Raw genomic sequence first — 21402 nt, 5'->3', positions numbered from 1 at the left:
AATAAACTACCCCGGGGCAGAGCCCCGAAGTATTAGAAATCAAAAAGTGTAAGCTGAGCTTCATATACCTTTTGATATTTTATTTCTTTACCTTGATTTTCAATATATTTTTTGATAACATCTTTGTTCCCGTATTGACCTACTGTGTTTGCATAGTAACCACTTGTCCAAAAGTTTCCTCCCCAAAGCTTTGTCTTCACTTCAGGAAATCGTCTGAAAATTTCTTTCGCCGTGATACTCTTTACTTTCATACAAATTTCACTCACCGACAAACTGGGAACACTTTGTATTAAAAAATGAACATGGTTTTCTTCATAACCAACTTCCACAAAATGTATTTCATAGCGTTGTGACAAATCAATACATATTTCTTTCAAACCAAATCCAACTTCCTCTGTAATAACTGAATTCCTATATTTTACAGGAAAAACTAAATGATACAGAAGTAATGTTTTGTTATGTCTTTTTAAAATATGATCATCCATAGTTCAAAACTACACTTTTTCAAAGTGTTATGAAAAACCATCCGTTTTTCAAACTTTTCCTCTATTGTCCCCGAGGCAGAGCCTCGAGGTATTTTCTTCGAATAAAAAATATAAATCTAATTTTTAACAGAAAACTTATAAACCGTTCTAGATTTAAAGGGTTTATTGGGTGTTAATAACGTACTTGGAAATGAGGGTTGGTTTGGGCTATCAGGATAATGTTGGGTTTCTAGTGCAAAACTCGATCTGCTAGCTGCTGGCATGGTACCAGTTTCTTTAAATTGCAACCACGCTCTGCTATTTCCAGAATAGAATTGCAAGCCTGGTTCGTCTGTGATGACTTCCATTACACGTCCACTCTCTGGGTCGTACACCGTAGCAGCGACTTTGGCTTTTTCATCCAAGGCATAATTATGGTCAAAACCATTAAATACAGCATCTTCAAAAGGTTTGCCAATAGCGTCACCCATGGCGTGAGGTGTTGTAAAATCAAAAGGTGTGTCTTTTACTGGTTTTATTTCACCAGTCGGTATTTTTACATCGTTTACAGGCGTATAATTTTTGGCATTTATAGTTAATATGTGGTCGAAAATAAAACCTTTACCTGTGCCATGCAGATTAAAATAAGCGTGGTTTGTCACATTGATGACCGTTTTTTTATCGGTGGTTGCTAAATAATCGATGATGATTTCGTTATCGTTGGTCCAGGTATATGTAGCCGACATGGTAACCGTTCCCGGAAAGCCTGCTTCCATATCTGGACTTAAATACGTAAACGTCACCGCTTGTTGATTGTCTTTTGTGCCAATTTCGGAATCCCACACCTGAGAGAACCAGCCGTTAGGACCACCATGCAAGGTGTTAGGCCTGTTATTAATGGGTAAATTATATTCGGTACCATCAAGTGTAAATTTTCCATTAGCAATGCGGTTTGCAAAACGTCCTACGGTAGCACCACCAAAAGCATCACCCTTCACAATGGTTTCCAATGTTTCGCCACCTGTTGTGATATTATCAATCTTTCCGTTTTTATCGGGAACGTCGATTCTAACAATCCTTGCCCCGTAATTGGTCAGTTTTAATACGTGTCCCGATTTGTTTGTGAGCGTAAAGATGCTGACGTCCATGCCATTATGGTTTCCTATAACCTCTTGGGTGGTTTGCCCAAAAAAGATGTTGGAGATTAAAAAAGCAACTAGAATGATGGTCGTTTTCATAGGATATTTAGTTTTTGGTTGGTTTACAAATTTATGAATATCCTTTTTGTATCATATCAATGAAAATCAAAATTTTATTGAGACCATGAAACAAGTTCCGGGTGACAGTGATTACATGAAAAATTATGGATACTATTCAAACAGATTTACACAAATTATTTCGTGTTTATTTGTATAATTCGTATCATATAAATCAAATATCGGCACTATTATGTTTTATAGCCTCACCAAACCAAAGCGCTGATTTTTTTGGTGTACGTTCTAAGGTTTTAAAATCCACATAATGCAATCCGAAACGTTTATCATAACCAGACGCCCATTCAAAGTTATCCATAAAAGACCAAGCAAAATAGCCCTTAAGTTTTACGCCATCCGAAATAGCTTCTTGGCACGCTTTTAAATAGCCTTGATAAAAATCCAATCGCTCTTGGTCGTTCACCTGTCCATTAATAAGTTCATCATTATAGGCACAACCATTTTCAGTAATATAAATATCCGGGTTGCCGTAGCGTTCATCAATCCAAGCCAACATTTTTTTACAGCCCCATGGCACAACGGCCCAATTCATGGAAGTGAGTTTCCAGTTGTCGTCCAACGATAAATCCACATGTTGGTCTTCAGAGATTCCGCCATTGCCATACACACTTTGTTCTTTTTTCGTACCATCGTTATGGGCGGCATACATGGTTGTATAATGGTTTAATCCGAAGAAATCAGACGTTCCTTTAATCATATCCTTTTCTTCCGAAGAAAATTTTGGAAGTCTGTCACCCAATCGTTCCTTCATAATGCTTGGATAATCGCCTTTATAAACAGGGTCTGCAAACCAGCCTAAGAAAAATTGAAGGGCTCTATCTGCAGCTTCTTTATCCAATTCGCTATCTGTAAGTGGCTCTCTCCAATCGCAATTATTGGTAATGCCTATGGTGCCTTTTTGGTGACTATATTTTTTTCTATAAACATGAACTGCTTTGGCGTGGGCTAAAAGTAATTGGTGTGCCGCCATATAAGGCTCAGAAGTAGAAACCCTGCCTGGAGCAAAAACCCCTTGGCCGTAACCTAAAATAGAAACCACCCAAGGCTCATTTAAGGTAATCCAATGTTTAACGCGGTCCCCAAAACGTTCAAAGCACAAATCGGCATACGCAGCAAAATAATTTGGCATTGAAGCACCTAACCAACCATCATGTTCCATTTGCAATGCCAGAGGTAAATCCCAGTGGTACAAAGTCACCCAAGGCACAATATCAGCCTTAATTAATTCATCAATTAAATCTGAATAAAATTGAATGCCTGCTTCATTAATACGGTCTTTCCCTGTAGGCATCACTCGAGCCCAAGCTATTGAAAAGCGATAGGCTTTTACGCCCATGTTTTTCATGAGTTGGATGTCTTCCTTGTATTTATGAAAATGATCGCATGCTATCTCGCCAGTTTCTCCGTTATGTGTTTTTCCTGGAATACTCGAAAAGGCATCCCAAATGGAGGGTCCTTTGCCATGTTTTGTGGCTGCGCCTTCAATTTGGTAAGACGACGTCGCCGTACCCCATATAAAATCATTTGGAAATTTTGTCATTGTAATTTATAATTTTTTTCAATAAAATAAACAGTCAAGCCTATTGTTGAGATAGTCTTCTATTATTCAACTCTATTGTAATTTCATCCATTTTTTCTCGTGTCAACGGATAGAGAAACATAATGCCTGCCGCAATGATCGCTATAATGGAAGGTACCCAACTCATTAATACAACCATGCCTGGAAACGCACCTTTAATTGCCACAGCATCTTGTCCATTGTAATGAAACATACCCAATACCAAACCTATAATAGCTCCTGCGATACCTCCACCAAATTTAGTAGCGAATGATCCTGCCGAATAAATAAGTCCTGTAGCCCTTCTGCCGTTTTTCCATTCTGAATAATCAGCAGCATCGCCCAGCATTACGAAGAATAAGGTTGGGAAAATGGCTGCTCCAAATTCTGATATGGTTCCAATAATGAAAATAGCACCAATATCATCAGGGGTGCAAAAGGCCAATAAGGCATTTACAATTCCCGAAAAAATCAAGGCATAGATGAATAAATTGCGCTTCCCAAATTTTCTGCTTAATTGTGCCGTAAAAAAGGCTCCTGCTATAGACGCTACCATCAACCCAACCAAATAGGAAGCAGATAGTAATTGGTTATTTAAATAATGGGTAAAATATATGATAACAATACCTTGCTTAATAGAATTGTAAACGTTGAATAAGAGTCCAATAACCAGTAAGATGACCCATGGCTTATTTTTTATTAAATCTTTAAAATCTTGTTTTAAATCTGCTTTTTGGTCTTTAGGAGGCAATACACGTTCTTTCGTGGAAAAAAATGTAACCAACATTAACAGGGCAAGTATGGCCGACATGACATACATAGACTTGCTATAGCCTTGTTTTTGGTTTATGATGGATATATCATCAGCTTTTAAATCTTTTTCGCCCGTAACGGTGAAGGAATAAGTGCTTCCTTTTTTCATTTTGAAACTTTTGCCACTCGTGGCTTCAATATCATTGTTTTGCATGGAAGCCTCATTCCATGAAAATAAAGCAATACCATTATCTGTTTTTATATTAACGTGTTCAATATCATTAGAAGCAGTGACATTTACCTGATATTTTTCTTCATCTAATTGAGAAATGTTAATGGAGGGGTCTACATTACCAAAATGAGCCACCAAAAAAAGCAGAGCACCTTGCACCAGCATGCCTCCACCAAAAGCGCCAACCATTCTAAAAGAACCGATGCTTGTGCGTTCTTTATCATCGCCCGTCATAACGGCCATTAAGGCTCCATAAGGAATATTGTTAGCTGTATAGATTAAGGTGAAAAATATGTATGTAATGTAGGCATAAACAATTTTTCCATTTGAACTTAACTCTGGACTTGTAAATAATAAGGAAAGAATTACTCCTAACGGAATGGCGGTCCATAAAATCCATGGTCTAAATTTCCCGTATTTGGAATTGGTACGGTCTCCAATAATTCCCATTAAAATATCACTTATCCCATCACTAGATCTAGCAACTAACATTAAAACGCCCACCGTAATTGGCGCTAATCCAAATACATCGGTATAAAAAATAAATAAAAAGGTAGCAACTCCTCTCCATGCAATATTTGCTGCGCCATCGCCTAAAGCATAGCCAATTTTTTCTTTTAATGAAACTTTGTTATTTATTTCCATTTATAGATCAAGATATGAGTTAATATAATTTTGTTTAAAATTTCAAATATAATGCCGCCCAAGATATATAATTTTTCAGAAAATCAAGGCAACAAATGTTTCAACTAACGGCCATTCTAATAAAAATCTCTCAAATCCTTATAAGTAGAAAATTTAACCAATACTTTGTTATGGAAATGTCTGTTTCTTTTATAAAAAATATGACAAAGAAAATTTGCGTGTATGTATTTTCAAATTTTTTGTTGGTATAAATCAATAATCAAATATTTTATAAGGTTAATTATTTTTTGAATAGAGCAAATACACATGATATCTTAAATTTAAATTTACAATAACAAAAACCTGTTAAATCTTAAAAACATTAATTTAATTATAATATTATGGCAGAAATAAAAATTGAAAAAAAATCGCCCATTTGGCCTTGGATTTTGCTCGTTATTGCAGTAATAGCCATTGTTGCATACTTTGTGTATAATAGTGATAATGATGATGATACTATTTATGATAACGACATGAATGATGAACGAATGGATACAAATTCCAATACCTATGAAGATGGTTATCAATCTACAGCACCGTATACGAGTTCTACAAGTGCCATTCAGGAATTTGAAAATTCAGTAACAGATTCAACACGCATAGGTACCGATTCCACCTATACGAAAACGGCGATTATAAATCTTGCAAAAGTTGTATCGATGAAAGCGGACGAACTTAATTTACAACCTTCAATTGCTTTGGAAAATTTGAGATACTATTCTAATCGAAGGGATGGAATGACTAATTCTGAGCTTCCGGAGAGTTCAGATGTTATAAATTTTAAAACGGTCAGCAATGATATTGTGGCAGTTTTAGAGATACTCCAAACCAATAGTTATCCTTCACTTCAAGATGAAATCGCTGAATTAAAGCAAACCTCTAATAAAATAGATAATAGTATTGCAACAAAAGAGCAACAGAGCACTATCCAAACTTTTTTTACAAAAGCTAGAAAAGTGGTAAACAATATGAACACTTAATAATTAACATTATGGCAACGGAAAACAAAAAACACCTATATTATTTAAATGAATTATCGGACTATAAAATATCGGATGGTTACCCCGATGTTAGAGGTTGGGATGTAAAAGACTTTGACAATCGAGTGATTGGTAAAGTTGATAATTTATTAGTAAACCAAGATTCGCAACGTGTGGTTTATTTAGATATTGAAGTTGATAAATCTATTATTGATGCAAACCATGATCCTTATGGTCGCCCAAATAATAAGGATTTGAAAGAATTTGTTAATAAAGATGGAGAGAACCATATCATTTTACCAATTGGCTTGGTAGATTTAAATAGTGATTCCAATTACGTATATACAGATATTATTGATCATAGAACGTTTACCGAAACGAAGCGGATTCGTAAAGGTGATACTGTAGGAAGAAACTATGAACGCATGGTAATGAGTTCTTACAATAGGAAAACAGAGAAAAAACCTTATACCGAACCCGTTCTGGTTGAAGAGGAAAATGAGTACAACAATAATTTAAATGAAGAGAAAATACGGGAAATTGTAAGAGATGAAATGAGAACATATCGTAGTGAGATGAATAATGATTATTCTGATAATAATTTAGTAGGTGACAACGGTTATTCGGATGATGATTCGTTCTACGACAGACCTGAGTTTGACGATAATCGTTTTCTAAGATAAACGATCTCGTTGGTGTATAAAAAGAGTTGATTTGATAATCAACTCTTTTTTATTTTAAATCCTTGATGCCCTTATTTTTTCTATAAGCGAGTAAAGAGACACTAATGCCCAAACACCTTCAAGGATAATAAACGGCCAATACTTTAAAAGAATAGAGGCAAAACAAGCCATAGTGGCACCAACAAGGTTAAGCAATATAAACACTAAGCTTTTGTTGGAAATTTTTCCAATAACGTTTAAAAAATAGGCTAGCAGAATTTGAAAAACACCTATAAATCCAATCCAGTCTGTTAGTCCCATTTGGTTAGTTTAAAAGAAAGCTTTTCAAATCTTCATAAGTGGAAATTTTAACAGCTACTTTGTCTTTACCCATAACCGATTTAATTTGTTCCGGAAGTGGCTGTCTTTTTTTAATGACTTCTTCTACGACATCTAAAAACTTGGTAGAATGTGCTGTTTCTAAAAAGACACAATGCACTTCAGGATGTACTTTTAAATAGGATACACAGCCTAAATAGCCAACGGCTCCATGGGGATCAGCAACATACTTATAGTTTTTGTAAATATCTAACATCGCTTCTTTAGTTTGACTATCCGTAAAACTGTATGACGATATGTTTTCTTTCAGAGACTCAAAGTTATTTTTATAAATTTCTTGGATACGAACAAAATTACTTGGGGCACCTACATCCATCGCATTACTTACCGTTTGAACTGATGGCTTTGGTTCATATAATTGGGATATTAAGTAGCGAGTCACCACATTGTTAACATTGTTTGCGGCCACAAAATGGTTTATAGGCAAGCCTAATTGCTGTGCCATCATTCCTGCACAAATATTTCCAAAATTTCCACTCGGCACTGAAAACACAATGTCTTTGTATTTGTTATGCAATTGTTTATAGGCAAACATAAAGTAGAACAATTGAGGCAACCAACGCGCCACGTTAATGGAGTTAGCCGATGTTAATTGCATTTTACTGGTTAAATTTTCATCTAAAAAAGCCGTTTTAACCATCGTCTGGCAATCGTCAAACGTACCATCAACTTCCAAAGCTTTAATATTTTGTCCGAGTGTGGTTAATTGCTTTTCCTGGATATCGCTCACTTTTCCACTAGGGTAGAGTATAACCACTTTAACCCCCTTAACCCCCAAAAATCCATTGGCAACAGCACCACCGGTATCACCTGATGTTGCTACTAAAACAGTAACTTCTCTATCATTATTCTGGTTGAAATACCCTAAACAGCGCGCCATAAAACGAGCGCCAACATCTTTAAACGCCATGGTTGGCCCATGAAACAATTCTAAAGTTGAGATGTTTTTATTTAATTCAACAACAGGGAAATCAAAAGACAAGGTTTCCTCTACAATCGTCTTCAATACCTTTTCTGGAATGTCGGGAGCTACGAATTGTTTAATGGCTTCAAAGGCTATTTCTGAATGCGATAAGTTGTCAATATTCTCAAAAAAGGCTTTTGGAAGCGGTGTAATGCTTTCTGGAAAATATAAGCCTTTATCTGGGGCTAATCCTTTGATGACAGCTTCTTTAAAAGATGTTTTTGGGGCTATATGGTTTAATGAGTAATAGTTCATAGGTATGTTTTGCCACGAATTCACTAATGTTTATTTTTATAAGCTAAAATAGTGAAGCATGATGATTTTTATATTTACAATTTCAATATATTTTTTTGGTGTTCAGATTACAAAATCATGCATTTCATTGTTTTTTGCTAATTGTTAATTATTAATTTTTGCAATCAATAATTTTAATTCCTTCTTTATTAATCCTGGACACATGTATATCAAACTCAATGCCTGTTTTTGAATACACTTTTTCCATTGCATCCTTCACATTATTAGCAGTTTCAGAACCTTGATTCAAAGTAAAAATTGAAGGTCCTGAACCTGAAATGCCACAACCTAAAGCACCTGCTTTAAGAACAGCAGTTTTCACATCATTGTAATAGGGGATCAATTGACTTCTATACGGTTCAATAATAGCATCGTGAAGGGATTTTTGCATCAATTCATAATTGCTAGTATGTAGAGCGTGTATCAGACTCCCAAAATTTGCCCATTGTGTAATGGCATCGTTCAGTGGAATGTTTTTAGGCAAAATAGCCCTAGCTTCCGATGTTTTTATTTCAATTTGCGGATGAATGATCGTGACATACAAGTCATCTGGCGTTGGAATTTCCAGTATTTCTAATGGGTTTACACTTTTTACTAGTGTAAAACCTCCAAATATGGCGGGAGCTAGATTATCGGCATGTTCACATTTACTGGCCAAGGCCTCACCTTTAATAGAGAATGCGGTAAGTTGTGTTTTGTTATAAGGTCGCCCTAAAAGTTCGTTCATACCAAAAACACTCCCCACAGCACTAGCGGCACTACTACCAATACCACTTCCTGGTTTGATGTTTTTATAGATTTCAATTTCAAATCCGCAATTAGGTTTTAAAGCATCATACATAGCCAAAGCCGAAACACCGGCGACATTTAATTCTGCTTCATAAGGTAAATTGAATCCTTCAATCTTAGTGATGTAAATGCCTTTTTGATCAGTTTTTCTAATCACCATCACATCACCAACACTGTCTAAACAGAATCCTAACACATCAAAGCCACAAGCTACATTGGCTACGGTTGCTGGAGAAAATATTTTTATTTCGTTCATTCTTTCTTAGATATGGGAGAGTAGATAATAGAAGATAGACTCTTTATTCTTTTTCTCTATTCTCCAGTCTATTTTAATCGTTTCCAACTCTAATAATATCAGCAAATAATCCAGAGGCCGTCACTTCGGCTCCTGCACCGGCACCTTTAATAATCATAGGTTGTTCTGGATATCGTTGTGTGTAGAACATCACTATATTATCTTTCCCCTTTAGATTATAAAACGGATGGTCGCTAGGGATCTCCTGTAAACTAACGCTCGCTTTGCCATTATTAAGTTGCGCCACATATTTTAACTGACACCCTTTTGCTTTAGCAGAAGCATATAGTTTTTGATAATGCGCTTCATCATCAATAAGGGTTTGATAAAAATCATCTACAGAGTCACTTTCTAATCCAGCATCCGACAAGAAAGGTGTATTTGAAATATCCTCCAAATTCATGTCCATACCACTTTCCCTAGCGAGAATCAATATTTTTCTGGCGACATCCACACCACTTAAATCAATTCTGGGGTCGGGTTCGGTATAGCCTTCTTTTGCAGCTTGCTTAACAACATCATAAAATTTAGTGGTATCATTAAAATTATTGAATACAAAATTTAAGCTTCCTGATAACACAGCGTGAATAGACGTGATTTTATCGCCAGAAGCAATTAAATTACCAAGTGTATCTATAATCGGTAAACCAGCACCAACATTGGTTTCAAATAAAAACGGCACGTTGTATTTTAAAGACAATCGTTTTAATAGTTTATAATTTTCATAATCACTGGAACACGCAATTTTATTACAGGCAACCACCCCAATACTTTGTCGTAAATACTGGGCATATAAACCTGCAACGTCTTTATTGGCAGTCACATCCACAAAAATACTATTACGTAAGTTTAAGGATTTTGTTCCCTCAAAAAAGCTTTCTAATGTTGCTTTTTCTCCAGTAGCCAATTGTTCTTTCCAATTGCTTAAATCGATGCCTTCTTCATTAAAAATCATATTTCTGGAATTGGATAATCCCGCAACACGCAAATTGATTTTGAGATTCTCTTTTAAATATTTGCGTTGTTGTTTTATTTGCTCGACTAATTTTTCACCAACATTGCCAACGCCGGTAATAAATACATTTAATTGCTTTGTTTTAGATTCAAAAAACTGCTCATGTAAGGTGTTAAGCGCTTTTTTTACATCACTTTGTAATATTACTGCTGAAATATTTTTCTCAGAAGCACCTTGGGCAATAGCCCTGATATTGATATTATTTTTACCTAGAGAGCTGAACATTTTTCCACTGATGCCTTGATGGTTTTTCATGTTATCACCAACCAATGCGATAATGGATAAATCCTTTTCAACAATAATTGGGTCAATTTTATTTAAAGCAATTTCATTTTCAAAAGTAGCATCAATTGCGGTTTTAGCCAGTTCGGCATCGTTTTCATCGATTCCTAGGCAAATGGAATGTTCAGATGAGGCTTGCGTAATTAAAATTACATTGATTTTCTCTTGCGATAAGGTTTCAAACAAACGCTTCGAAAAACCAGGAATCCCAATCATACCACTGCCTTGTAATGTCAATAAAGCAATGTTGGAAATGTTGCTAATACCTTTAACAGGAGACGTATTATTAGTGTCATCATTCGAAATAATAGTACCGACAGCATCTGGTTCTAAGGTGTTTTTAATGTGAATGGGAATATTCAAACTTAAAACAGGTTGAACTGTTGGCGGATATAACACTTTAGCTCCAAAATGGGATAATTCCATGGCTTCTTGGTACGAGATTTTCTCAATCGGGTACGCCTGTTTTACCAATTTCGGATTAGTGGTAAACATACCACTAACATCGGTCCATATTTCAAGTTGCTGTACTTTTAAGGCAGCAGCTACTATAGCGGCCGTAAAATCCGATCCACCACGACCAAGTGTAGTTTGTTCACCTAAATGTGATTTAGAAATAAATCCTGGTATAATGGTTATTTTTTGAGAGGCACTACTAAAATAATCCTGAATATTTTTATTGGTTATATTATAATTTACCTCTGCTTTAGTAAAATTAGAGTTTGTAATGATTAATTCTTGCGAATTTTTACATACGACGGGCATGCCCCGATGTTTCATGGTCTCAGCAATAATAAATGATGATAACAACTCACCAAAACTAACCAACTTATCAGATGTTTTAGGGGATAGTTCGTTGATTAAGTAAATCCCATCCAATAAACTTTTAAGGGCATTTAATTCAATAGCAACCTGTTCAATAATGGATTTGCCATTGTTAGAATTTAATTCATCAATAATTTCAAAATGAATATCCTTTATTAAATGGCATGTGTTAATATACTCAATATCCTTATTTTGAGCCTGTTTTCCCGCTAAAAGTAATTTATCAGTAATCCCTCCTACAGCTGAAACAGTACATATGATGGAATCGTTTTTAGAGTAATTCTCTAAAATGTTTATAACGTTATTGATATTTTTTGCAGAACCTACCGAGGTTCCACCAAATTTTAAAACCTTCATTTTTAATGAATTAAAGTTTAAATAAATATTTTAAGAAGATGTAATTGTAATAATTACACAGATGGACCGAAGAAAAATATACTAGCAACCCCAAAGGGTTGTAGTGGTTGTAGCAATTACAAAAATAGACGTATTCCCTTCGTTGATAGAAGAGGTAACAATGCATATATTTTGGTTTAAAAGCTTCATTTTTTATTTAAAAACATTTCAAAAGTATTACATTTAGACATATAAAAAAACAAAAAAATGTTTTTTACATAATTCTTATACAGAATTGGTTTTTTTTATGAAATACTGAAGTGGTTTAAACTTTTTTGATTGAAGCGAAAAATAGGGATTTTTGTTCCAGATTTTATCTTTTTCGCACTGCATAGCAGAGCTACGGAGTAAAAAAACAGATGAAATATGGGATAAAAAGACCATTTTGTAGCCAATTAAAAAAAGTTTAAATCACTTCACTGCCCAGATTATTTAGAAATAAAAAAATCTTTAATGCATTAAGATGAAAATTTTCTCGAAAGAACAAATTTATCAAGCTGATAAGCTAACAACAAAACGCCAAAGCATTTCTTCAACCGACCTAATGGAGCGGGCAGGCACACAGATTTTCAATTGGATGCATATGCGTATGCAAGGCGTGCAAGTGCCTATTCATGTGTTTTGTGGTATTGGAAATAATGGAGGTGATGGTTTGGTTTTAGCCAGACATTTAATATTGGATGGCTATCACGTTCATGTTTATATCGTTAATTATGGTGATAAACGCTCAAAAGATTTTTTGGTTAATTATGATAGGATAAAAAGCATTACAAAAAAATGGCCGATATTGTTAAAAGATATTGAAGATTTTCCAGAAATACATCCAGATGATATTATTGTAGATGCCATTTTTGGTATTGGGTTAAATCGCCCTATAGATGATTGGGTAAAAGCTCTATTCCAACACTTTAAAATAAGCAAAGCCTTTACGCTATCCATTGATATCCCTTCTGGATTGCGTACCGATAAAGTTCCTGCTGATGACAATGGAGTGGTTTGGGCTGGTTATACATTAAGTTTTGCCTCACCTAAATTGGTGTTCTTTTTACCAGAAACCGCAAAATATACCGAACAATGGGAAGTTTTGGATATTGGGTTGGATAGGGAATTTTTATTTACCACAACTACTGAAGCCGATTTAATAGGAAAACCAGAAGTGTTGAGTATGTACATGCCAAGAGATAAATTTTCCCATAAAGGACAATTTGGACACAGCTTAATCATTGGGGGAAGTTATGGTAAGATAGGAGCCGTTATTTTAGCCAGTAAAGCAGCCTTGTCTGCAGGAGCGGGATTGGTCACCAGTTACATTCCAAAATGTGGCTATACGGTTTTGCAATCTGCTTTTCCAGAAGCTATGGTTATGACGGATGAAGACGAGCAGATTATTTCGGATATTACATTTGATATCGAACCAACAGTCATAGGGTTTGGAGTGGGCGTGGGGACCCATGAACAAACGACGACTGCTTTTGAAGCATTTTTAAAAACAAATAAAGCACCTTTAGTTATTGATGCCGATGGAATCAATATACTGTCAAAAAAACCCGAATTATTTAAGCTGTTACCTCGAGATACTGTTTTAACGCCCCATCCAAAAGAACTGGCGCGCTTATTAGGAACCTGGAAAGATGATTTCGATAAACTAAAGAAAGCGAAAGCATTTTCAAAAAAACATGAGGTTATTTTAGTTGTAAAAGGCGCCCACAGTATCACCGTTTATCAGGATAAATTATATATAAACACATCAGGTAACCCTGGTTTGGCAACGGCTGGTAGTGGCGATGTGCTAACAGGAATCATAACAGGATTGATATCTCAAGATTATAATCCGTTAATAGCAACTGTTTTTGGGGTGTATTTGCATGGAAAATCAGCCGACATTGCCGTTGAAGATTATGGCTACCAAAGTTTGATAGCCAGCCATATTATTGATTATTTGGGAGCGGCTTATTTAGATTTGTTTAAGCAACCGGAACAACCCATCCAAGATAATAAATCGTTAGATACTTAATTCATTGAACAATTCCAACAATTTAGGGTCGGAAGGTCTAGGAGCATCTGCACTAACAATATTACCGTTTGGGTCTATTAAAATGAATCTTGGAATGCCATTTATTTTATAATCTCTGACAAAGTCTGATTGCCAGCCATTCGGAGCGAAGATTTGAATACCACCCAAATCTTTATCCGCAATCATAGCTTTCCAACTTGCTTTGGCTTTGTCCCAAGACCCTTGATGGGTTTGATCATCATCAATAGACATACTTACAAACTGAATATTTTTATTGTGATAGTCTTTTTCCAATTTTTTTAATGATGGGATTTCCACTTTACAAGGGCCACACCAGGTTGCCCATACATCTACGTAAACATATTTCCCTTTTAAATCAGCTAGAGATGTTTTGCTGCCGTTATAGTTTTCATATTCTTCAAACGTTGGAGAAGGCGCTCCTTTTGGAAAATTTGTTCTTAAAGCAATGGCGTCGGCTAAATAGGTTTTATAAGGCTTCAGCATAGGCTCCACGTCATTGATGTATTTATTTGTAATAAGTGTGTCTATAGCTTTATTGGAATTATAATAAGTCATCAATTCATTTTTGATTTCTAAAAACCTGTTTTCCATTTTTGAGGAATCCAAATCAATCAACTCATCTAAATTCAAAAGCTTTTCCTGTAGTAAATATTCTTTGGCTATAAAATTGCTGTGTTCAGCACCATTTCCAGAATAAGTAATGGATTCATCAAATTCATCCGTACTAATGGTTACATTGAGATCGAACCCGTTCTTTAAAAACAAATTAGTAGATTCGTTACCATCATATAAATTGTAAAGACCTGTTTCTACTTTTAATGTATCACTAAATGTTCCATCTTCTTTTACAGGGATGGTTTTTGAATAGGGGCTATAACGGGAGCGAATTATTAATGAATCACTATTTTTATTGGTTATTTGTCCTGAAAGTGTCACGTAATCTTTTGGTTCTTCTTTGCAAGATATTAATAGGGCGAAAGTGCCGACTAGAAGGAATAGTTTTCTCATTTATAAATATTTTTTCAAAAATAATTATTATTAAAGCTTTTGATTGGATTTTAACACTAGTTTATGCATGCAAAGTAATAAATTCATTCAAATATGTTTTAATGTATACATAATTAACTCATCCATGATTTTGTTTGGATTTTCGCTAAAAGTACCAGTGACCCTGTTTGCAATAATGGCATTTAAAGAGATAGCTTGGTGTCCTAATAACTTTGAAAGACCATAAATAGCAGCCGTTTCCATTTCGAGGTTGGTAATACGAATGCCGTTAAAAAGAAAGGTATCCATTTTGTTGTTCAATTCCGTATCTTGAATTTGCAAGCGTAAAATACGTCCTTGCGGACCATAAAACCCTCCAGCGGTGGCGGTTAAACCTTTGTAAATGGTTGTACTATCAAATCTTTTTTCTAAAGTTTTGCTATTGGAAATAACAATCGGTTTTGCTTTATTTTCACTCCAATTTGTGTGTTTTAAAAAGGCTTCTTCGATATCGGGATTTGTTATAGTATCTACTTTATAGGAATGCAACATTCCATTGATATCTAAAGCATGGGTGCTCATCAACATAGAATCAACAGGAATATCTTTTTGAAGCGAGCCAGAGGTGCCTATTCTAATAATATCCAGACTTGTTAGGGTTTCTTTTACTTGTCTGGTTGTAAAATCGATGTTGACTAATGCATCCAATTCGTTAAGCACAATGTCTATATTATCAGGGCCAATGCCCGTAGAAATTACTGAAATACGTTTTCCTTTGAAAGTGCCAGTCTGTGTTTTGAATTCCCTTTTTTGTGTTTCAAAATCAATAACCTCAAAATGCTTAGTTACTTTTTCAACCCGATCTTGATCGCCCACAAAAATGATGATTTGACCTATGTTTTCAGGTTTTAAGTTTAAATGATAGATGCTGCCATCTGGATTCAGAATAAGTTCAGAGGCTTTAATAGGCATTCCTTGGTGTTTTTATGAGTTTATTGTGCGTTTTGCTAAATTGAAAATCGGCATTACTAACCCCTCCATAAAACATGGTATTTTTAATTTCTGGATAAAAATTATGTTGATTTAATAAGGCTTCATGACCTTTTCTATTTAATTTATAGCCAGATGCGTCTATGGTAAAAAATATCGAAAGTTTATCAATAATACGTAGCAATTGCATATCTCCAAATCCATAATATCCTTGGTAGTTAAGGGCATAGCCAAGCAAATGATGCTCCGATTTTATAGTGTTGTTTTTTACTATTTCAAGAATGTTTCTTTCCAATATATTCAATCCGCTTTTAGAGTCAGGAAAACGCTCTAAATGTGCTTTTAAACAGTTGCTTAAATATACAAACGATGAACTTTTAACAATAAAGGGCTTAAATAAATTATGATCCGTACCACAGTAAATTTGCCAAAGCGACACCGCCAGCTTTATATCATCTTCATTTAGTAAAATGCGTTCGTCATAATGTTTTATTATTTCGGCTGAAGATAGTTCAGATAGTCCGACCAGGTTTTTTTTCCCTTGAACTCTACCACTACAAACCAGATATATAGGTAGGCCTATTTTTTTTTGCTGAATTAAACTTATTACGGCAATCATGTTGATATGACAAAACAAATCATATTCAAACCAAAGAATGACTTCAGAATAATCCTCTTTACGATTTAATTTTTTTAACTCATTTTTAAAAGCATAAACATCCAATTCCAGCTTATAAATAGAGGCGAAGAAAGATTTTCGTGTTTTAAAAAAAGCTTCAGAATCTATATCAAAAAAAGTAGGGCCATCACAGAGCATTTCTTCCCAAGTAAGTATATCTCCAGCAAAATCCAACACTAAAAGTTGTTTTGTAAAAAGATTCCCGTTAGTAATATGTAGCGTTTGTTTATCCATTTATCAACCACCAACTCGTTTTACTTTAAACCCCTTGTTTATAAGCATTTGCATGATTTTATCTCTATAATCACCTTGAATAATGATTTTATCATCTTTAAAGCTGCCCCCAACACTCAGTGTCGTTTTTATATCTTTTGCCAATAGCTTGAAATCCTCTGAGGCACCTGTGTAGCCTTCCAATATCGTGATGGGTTTGCCTTTTCGCTTTTCGTATTTACAAATAATGGGGTCGTCCTGCATCCAAATGCCATGGTCTTCTGTATTGCTTGTATCAGAAGGTTCGGGAGTATGGTCTGGAAATAAATTTTTTAGTTGGTCTTTTAAATCCATTTTAAAAAGGAAATATATTATTTTTTAATCAAGCCAAGCTCAATCAAACGTTCGGTTAAAAATTCACCTGCCGTAATATCATCAAACTGTTTCGGATTATTGTCATCAATACAACCTTTCAAAACATTTAGTTTCATATCGCTGATAGGGTGCATAAAAAAAGGAATAGAATATCTCGATGTTCCCCAAAGTTCCTTCGGTGGATTTATCACACGGTGAATCGTTGATTTTAGTTTGTTATTGGTATGTCTGGAAAGCATATCGCCAACATTGATCATTAATTCATCAGGCTCTGCAATAGCATCAATCCATTCGCCTTTATGGTTTTGCACTTGCAAGCCACGCCCTTGGGCTCCCATTAAAAGGGTTATTAAATTAATGTCTCCATGTGCTGCGGCACGAACGGCTTCTTTTGGTTCTGATGTAATGGGTGGATAATGAATAGGGCGTAAAATGGAATTTCCGTTGTGTATGTATTGGTCAAAGTAGGTTTCTTCCAAATTCAAATGCAATGCTAAAGCACGCAATACGTACTTGGCTGTTTTCTCCAACATTTTATAGGCTTCTTTACCGATGTTGTTGAATTCCGGTAATTCCTCAACCAACACATTTTTTGGATATTCGGCTTCACGCTCAGCATCGTTTTCAACATATTGTCCGAAATGCCAAAACTCTTTTAAATCACCTTCTTTTTTACCTTTGGCACTTTCTTTTCCAAAGGACACATAACCGCGTTGCCCACCGATACCCGGAATTTCATATGTCTGTTTGGTTTCTAAAGGCAAGCTGAAAAAATTCTTTACCTCCTTATATAGATTTTCAACTAGGGCATCATCTAAAAAGTGACCTTTCAATGCTACAAACCCAATATCTTCATAGGCTTTACCGATTTCATCTACGAATTTTTGCTTCTTTATGGGGTCTCCAGAAATAAAATCATTTAAATCTACGCTCGGAACTAACTTCATCAGGATTATTTTTTGTGATTATAACAAATGTACAAAACATTATAAAGATTTTATGCAGCATTTTAAACCATTAATTATATGGAATTCTGTATTTATATTATATTTGGAAAACTTTGAAAAAGGACTGATTAATGAGTAAATCCAATGCCTCTCTAGGTATATCATACGATATAAAACATCTGGATCCGAGTTTAATTATGGGCTTGTATAAGAATATGCTGAAACCCAGAATGATAGAGGAGAAGATGCTTGTTTTATTACGACAAGGAAAAATTAGCAAATGGTTTTCGGGTATTGGGCAAGAAGCCATTTCGGTAGGTGTTACTATGGCCGTCAGGCGGGAAGAATACATCTTGCCCATGCACAGAAACCTGGGTGTATTTACGTCCAGAAACATACCATTGCATAGGTTATTTGCTCAATGGCAGGGAAAGGCCTCTGGGTTTACTAAAGGCAGGGACAGATCGTTTCATTTTGGTAGTCAGGACTATAAAATTGTGGGTATGATTTCCCATTTGGGACCTCAACTTGGTGTCGCCGATGGCATAGCGTTAGCTTCTAAATTAAAGAAGAAACCGTGCGTAACGGTTGTTTTTACTGGAGAAGGTGGTACAAGCGAAGGCGATTTTCATGAGGCATTAAATGTGGCTTCGGTTTGGAAATTGCCGGTTATCTTTTGTGTGGAAAACAATGGTTATGGCTTATCTACGCCGACAAATGAGCAATATAATTGTAAAGATATCGCCGATAAAGCCATCGGTTATGGTATGGAATCGCATATTATAGATGGTAATAATATTATTGAAGTCTTCACCAAAGTCAATACCATTGCCAACAGTATGAGGAATAACCCAAGACCTTTTTTGCTGGAGCTTAAAACCTTTAGAATGCGTGGCCATGAGGAAGCGAGTGGCACCAAATACGTGCCACAAGACCTTTTAAATACTTGGGAGAAGAAAGATCCGCTAATAAATTTTCAAAACTTTTTAATTGATGAAGGTATTCTAACTGATTCACTAGTGGAATCTATTAAAATCGATTTTTCAAGGGAAATAAATAAACATTTGGACATCGCTTATGCGGAAGAAGCTATTGTTCCAAATGAAACCAACGAATTAAATGATGTTTTTAAACCATTTGAATATAAAGAAGTTACCGAAAATTCAGAAGTTAAAAACATCCGTTTTATAGATGCAGTTTCAGAAGGTTTAAAACAGAGCATGGAGTGTCATGAAGACCTTGTGATTATGGGGCAAGATATTGCAGAATACGGAGGTGTTTTTAAAATCACGGAAGGATTTGTAGAACAATTTGGTAAAGAACGGGTAAGAAACACACCCATTTGTGAGTCGGCTATTATTGAAACAGCGATGGGACTTTCCATAGCAGGTATAAAAAGCGTAGTGGAAATGCAGTTTGCCGATTTTATTTCTTCTGGTTTTAATCCTGTGGTTAATTATTTAGCAAAATCATATTACCGATGGGGACAACAGGCCGACGTGGTTATAAGAATGCCCTGTGGTGGGGGTGTGGCTGCCGGGCCGTTCCATTCACAGACCAATGAAGCTTGGTTTACCAAAACCCCAGGTTTAAAAGTCGTTTACCCAGCATTTCCATATGACGCCAAAGGATTATTGGCAACGGCTATTAATGATCCAAACCCCGTATTGTTTTTTGAACACAAAGGCTTGTATAGAACTATCAGTCAAGAGGTGCCAACTGGATATTATACCTTACCATTTGGTAAGGCGGCTCTTTTAAGGGAAGGTCTTGATATCACCATTATTTGTTATGGGGCTGCAGTACATTGGGCTTTGAAAACTTTGGATGATAATAAAGATATTCAAGCAGATGTTATTGATTTAAGAACCCTCCAACCCTTAGATACCGAAACTATTTTTGCTTCGGTAAAAAAGACCAATAGGGCTTTTATTCTCCATGAAGATTCCTTGTTCGGTGGTATAGCCAGCGATATCTCAGCACTAATTATGGAGAACTGTTTTCAGTATTTGGATGCACCTGTAAAGCGGGTTGCCAGTATGGATACACCCATTCCATTTGTGTCTCAATTAGAAGAACAGTATCTTCCGAAAAACCGATTTGAAGCTGAATTAAAATCACTTTTAAAATATTAATATTATATTTATGTGTCTAAAATGATCATGTTTTGAGAATCGGCATCCTTATATGTGTTTTGTTATTGGTCAGTTGTAAAGAAGAACGTTTTGATGATAGGTACGATTGGCATACCATTAAAGTGACGGCTTCGGCATATAATTCAACGCGCCATCAAACAGATTCTAATCCACACATCACTGCCTTTGGAGATAGTTTAAAACCCGGATTAAACTACATAGCCGTGTCAAACGATTTGCTTAAAATAGGTTTAAAACACAATACCCCTGTTAAAATAGAAGGGTTTGATAGCATTTATTTTGTAAAGGACAGAATGCACTCACGCTGGAAAAACCGTATAGATATCTATATGGGACTTGATGTAAAAGTAGCTAGACAATGGGGCAGAAAAAAGGTGTCCATTTCTTATGGAATTCCTAAGCAAACCGAAAAGGATGATCCTTAACTTATTGGTATTTAGTGTTTACCTATTGCTTGGAGCTTAATAATTATAAGGCCTAGCACCTTTCCAGATGACGTCCTTATTATAATCAAATGTATTGATTCTTCTGTAAAACGACACGATTTCTTGTGTAATGTTATCGGTGTGGTTTGATATTTTTATATGTGAGTTCATTTTTTGATTGATGATTATTATTGATGACATTTTTTGTTTTAAGAGACGTTACTTATCTGTAACGTCTCTTGCTGTTCCAGTTATAACTTTTAGTGTTTACTGAATGACCTGTGTTTTGATTGTTGTTTAAAGTTCTCATGATTTTTGTTTTTTAATTGTTTTATACTAGATAGACGACAACAAATTAAATTTGTTACAGTACTATGTATAACATAATAATAAATTAACATAATATTAAGAATAGGGCACGGGTTTTAATCATAAAATCGATTAATAGCAAGCTGATATTTGGTTTAGGAATGGTTTTTGTGTTAAAACAATGCAAAAAGACATATACTTAGTTAAACGTTTCAGATAAAGAAATATCTTTGATAACTAATTAAGTTTATGGATTATAAATAAACCCAATTCATTTAGAAACTGTTTAAGTTTTGTTTATTGATGCTTTTTTGAATTATTTTTGGGTCAGATGAGGCGGATTTTTTTTTAATAGCAGAGCTATTAGAAAAAAATTCAACGAAATATGGGGCAAAAAGAAACAAAAAATGGCTTTTAGAT

19 protein-coding genes are annotated in these 21402 nt (G+C 35.1%); 5 read left to right on the top strand and 14 right to left on the bottom strand.

Translation table 11 applies throughout. The features are described 5' to 3' along the window. Positions 1-32: 32 nt before the first annotated feature. The 4 genes from tnpA to CSW08_RS10095 all read right to left on the bottom strand — a co-directional run bounded on the left by tnpA (position 33) and on the right by CSW08_RS10095 (position 4926). Positions 33-485, bottom strand: a complete 453-nt coding sequence (gene tnpA / locus CSW08_RS10110; protein WP_106658059.1) for an IS200/IS605 family transposase — start codon at positions 483-485, stop codon at positions 33-35. Positions 486-601: 116 nt separating this feature from the next. Then, positions 602-1702: an aldose epimerase family protein gene (locus CSW08_RS10105; protein ID WP_106659766.1), complete on the bottom strand. Its 1101-nt coding sequence runs from the start codon at positions 1700-1702 to the stop codon at positions 602-604. Between the two features lie 193 nt (positions 1703-1895). Next, complete coding sequence (locus CSW08_RS10100) at positions 1896-3278, bottom strand: GH1 family beta-glucosidase (RefSeq protein ID WP_106659765.1); 1383 nt, start codon at positions 3276-3278, stop codon at positions 1896-1898. Positions 3279-3318: 40 nt separating this feature from the next. Beyond that, positions 3319-4926 carry an MFS transporter gene (locus tag CSW08_RS10095; protein ID WP_106659764.1) on the bottom strand — a complete coding sequence of 536 codons (1608 nt, stop codon included), beginning with the start codon at positions 4924-4926 and terminating at the stop codon, positions 3319-3321. A gap of 380 nt (positions 4927-5306) precedes the next feature. On the opposite strand from CSW08_RS10095, the gene CSW08_RS10090 reads away from it, so the two are divergent. Then, positions 5307-5945: a hypothetical protein gene (locus tag CSW08_RS10090; protein ID WP_106659763.1), complete on the top strand. Its 639-nt coding sequence runs from the start codon at positions 5307-5309 to the stop codon at positions 5943-5945. 11 nt (positions 5946-5956) lie between these two features. Beyond that, entirely contained in the window at positions 5957-6628 is a 672-nt protein-coding gene (locus tag CSW08_RS10085) for a YlmC/YmxH family sporulation protein (protein ID WP_106659762.1), read from the top strand. A 54-nt stretch (positions 6629-6682) separates the two neighbouring features. Here CSW08_RS10085 and CSW08_RS10080 read toward each other — a convergent pair whose 3' ends face one another. The 4 genes from CSW08_RS10080 to thrA all read right to left on the bottom strand — a co-directional run bounded on the left by CSW08_RS10080 (position 6683) and on the right by thrA (position 11827). Then, positions 6683-6928: a CBU_0592 family membrane protein gene (locus CSW08_RS10080; RefSeq protein ID WP_106659761.1), complete on the bottom strand. Its 246-nt coding sequence runs from the start codon at positions 6926-6928 to the stop codon at positions 6683-6685. Between the two features lie 4 nt (positions 6929-6932). Next, positions 6933-8225 (bottom strand): threonine synthase, encoded by a 1293-nt coding sequence (thrC, locus tag CSW08_RS10075; RefSeq protein WP_106659760.1) that lies wholly within the window; start codon positions 8223-8225, stop codon positions 6933-6935. 151 nt (positions 8226-8376) lie between these two features. Further along, positions 8377-9309, bottom strand: a complete 933-nt coding sequence (locus CSW08_RS10070) for a homoserine kinase (protein ID WP_106659759.1) — start codon at positions 9307-9309, stop codon at positions 8377-8379. 73 nt (positions 9310-9382) lie between these two features. Then, on the bottom strand, positions 9383-11827 hold the full coding sequence (gene thrA / locus CSW08_RS10065) for a bifunctional aspartate kinase/homoserine dehydrogenase I (RefSeq protein ID WP_106659758.1): 2445 nt from the start codon (positions 11825-11827) through the stop codon (positions 9383-9385). Between the two features lie 502 nt (positions 11828-12329). Between thrA and CSW08_RS10060 the strand changes: the two genes are divergently transcribed. Next, the gene (locus tag CSW08_RS10060) at positions 12330-13880 is read left to right on the top strand and encodes an NAD(P)H-hydrate dehydratase (RefSeq protein WP_106659757.1); all 1551 of its coding nucleotides are present in this window, start codon (positions 12330-12332) and stop codon (positions 13878-13880) included. Here the strand turns inward: CSW08_RS10060 and CSW08_RS10055 are convergent. From CSW08_RS10055 to CSW08_RS10035, 5 genes are all read right to left on the bottom strand, one after another. Next, positions 13869-14909 carry a TlpA family protein disulfide reductase gene (locus CSW08_RS10055; RefSeq protein ID WP_106659756.1) on the bottom strand — a complete coding sequence of 347 codons (1041 nt, stop codon included), beginning with the start codon at positions 14907-14909 and terminating at the stop codon, positions 13869-13871. The genes CSW08_RS10060 and CSW08_RS10055 overlap by 12 nt on opposite strands. 87 nt (positions 14910-14996) lie before the next feature. Continuing rightward, on the bottom strand, positions 14997-15860 hold the full coding sequence (locus CSW08_RS10050; RefSeq protein ID WP_106659755.1) for a nucleoside phosphorylase: 864 nt from the start codon (positions 15858-15860) through the stop codon (positions 14997-14999). Then, positions 15850-16791 (bottom strand): DUF1835 domain-containing protein, encoded by a 942-nt coding sequence (locus CSW08_RS10045; RefSeq protein WP_106659754.1) that lies wholly within the window; start codon positions 16789-16791, stop codon positions 15850-15852. Before CSW08_RS10045 ends, CSW08_RS10050 begins: the two co-directional genes overlap by 11 nt. Before the next feature lie 3 nt (positions 16792-16794). Continuing rightward, entirely contained in the window at positions 16795-17124 is a 330-nt protein-coding gene (locus tag CSW08_RS10040) for a translation initiation factor (RefSeq protein WP_106659753.1), read from the bottom strand. A gap of 17 nt (positions 17125-17141) precedes the next feature. After that, entirely contained in the window at positions 17142-18092 is a 951-nt protein-coding gene (locus tag CSW08_RS10035; RefSeq protein WP_106659752.1) for an isopenicillin N synthase family dioxygenase, read from the bottom strand. Between the two features lie 131 nt (positions 18093-18223). Here CSW08_RS10035 and CSW08_RS10030 point away from each other — a divergent pair, with 131 nt between their 5' ends. Beyond that, a complete protein-coding gene (locus CSW08_RS10030; protein WP_394337028.1) occupies positions 18224-20227 on the top strand; it encodes an alpha-ketoacid dehydrogenase subunit alpha/beta in 2004 nt (667 codons plus the stop codon). Positions 20228-20265: 38 nt separating this feature from the next. Next, positions 20266-20673, top strand: a complete 408-nt coding sequence (locus CSW08_RS10025; RefSeq protein ID WP_238987242.1) for a 3D domain-containing protein — start codon at positions 20266-20268, stop codon at positions 20671-20673. Between the two features lie 36 nt (positions 20674-20709). Here CSW08_RS10025 and CSW08_RS18110 read toward each other — a convergent pair whose 3' ends face one another. Next, positions 20710-20874 carry a hypothetical protein gene (locus CSW08_RS18110; protein WP_157831466.1) on the bottom strand — a complete coding sequence of 55 codons (165 nt, stop codon included), beginning with the start codon at positions 20872-20874 and terminating at the stop codon, positions 20710-20712. Positions 20875-21402: the final 528 nt, after the last annotated feature.

The sequence above is a fragment of the Confluentibacter flavum genome, from assembly GCF_002843175.1.
Lineage (GTDB): Bacteria > Bacteroidota > Bacteroidia > Flavobacteriales > Flavobacteriaceae > Confluentibacter > Confluentibacter flavum.
This window is presented reverse-complemented; position numbering and strand designations above follow the sequence as displayed.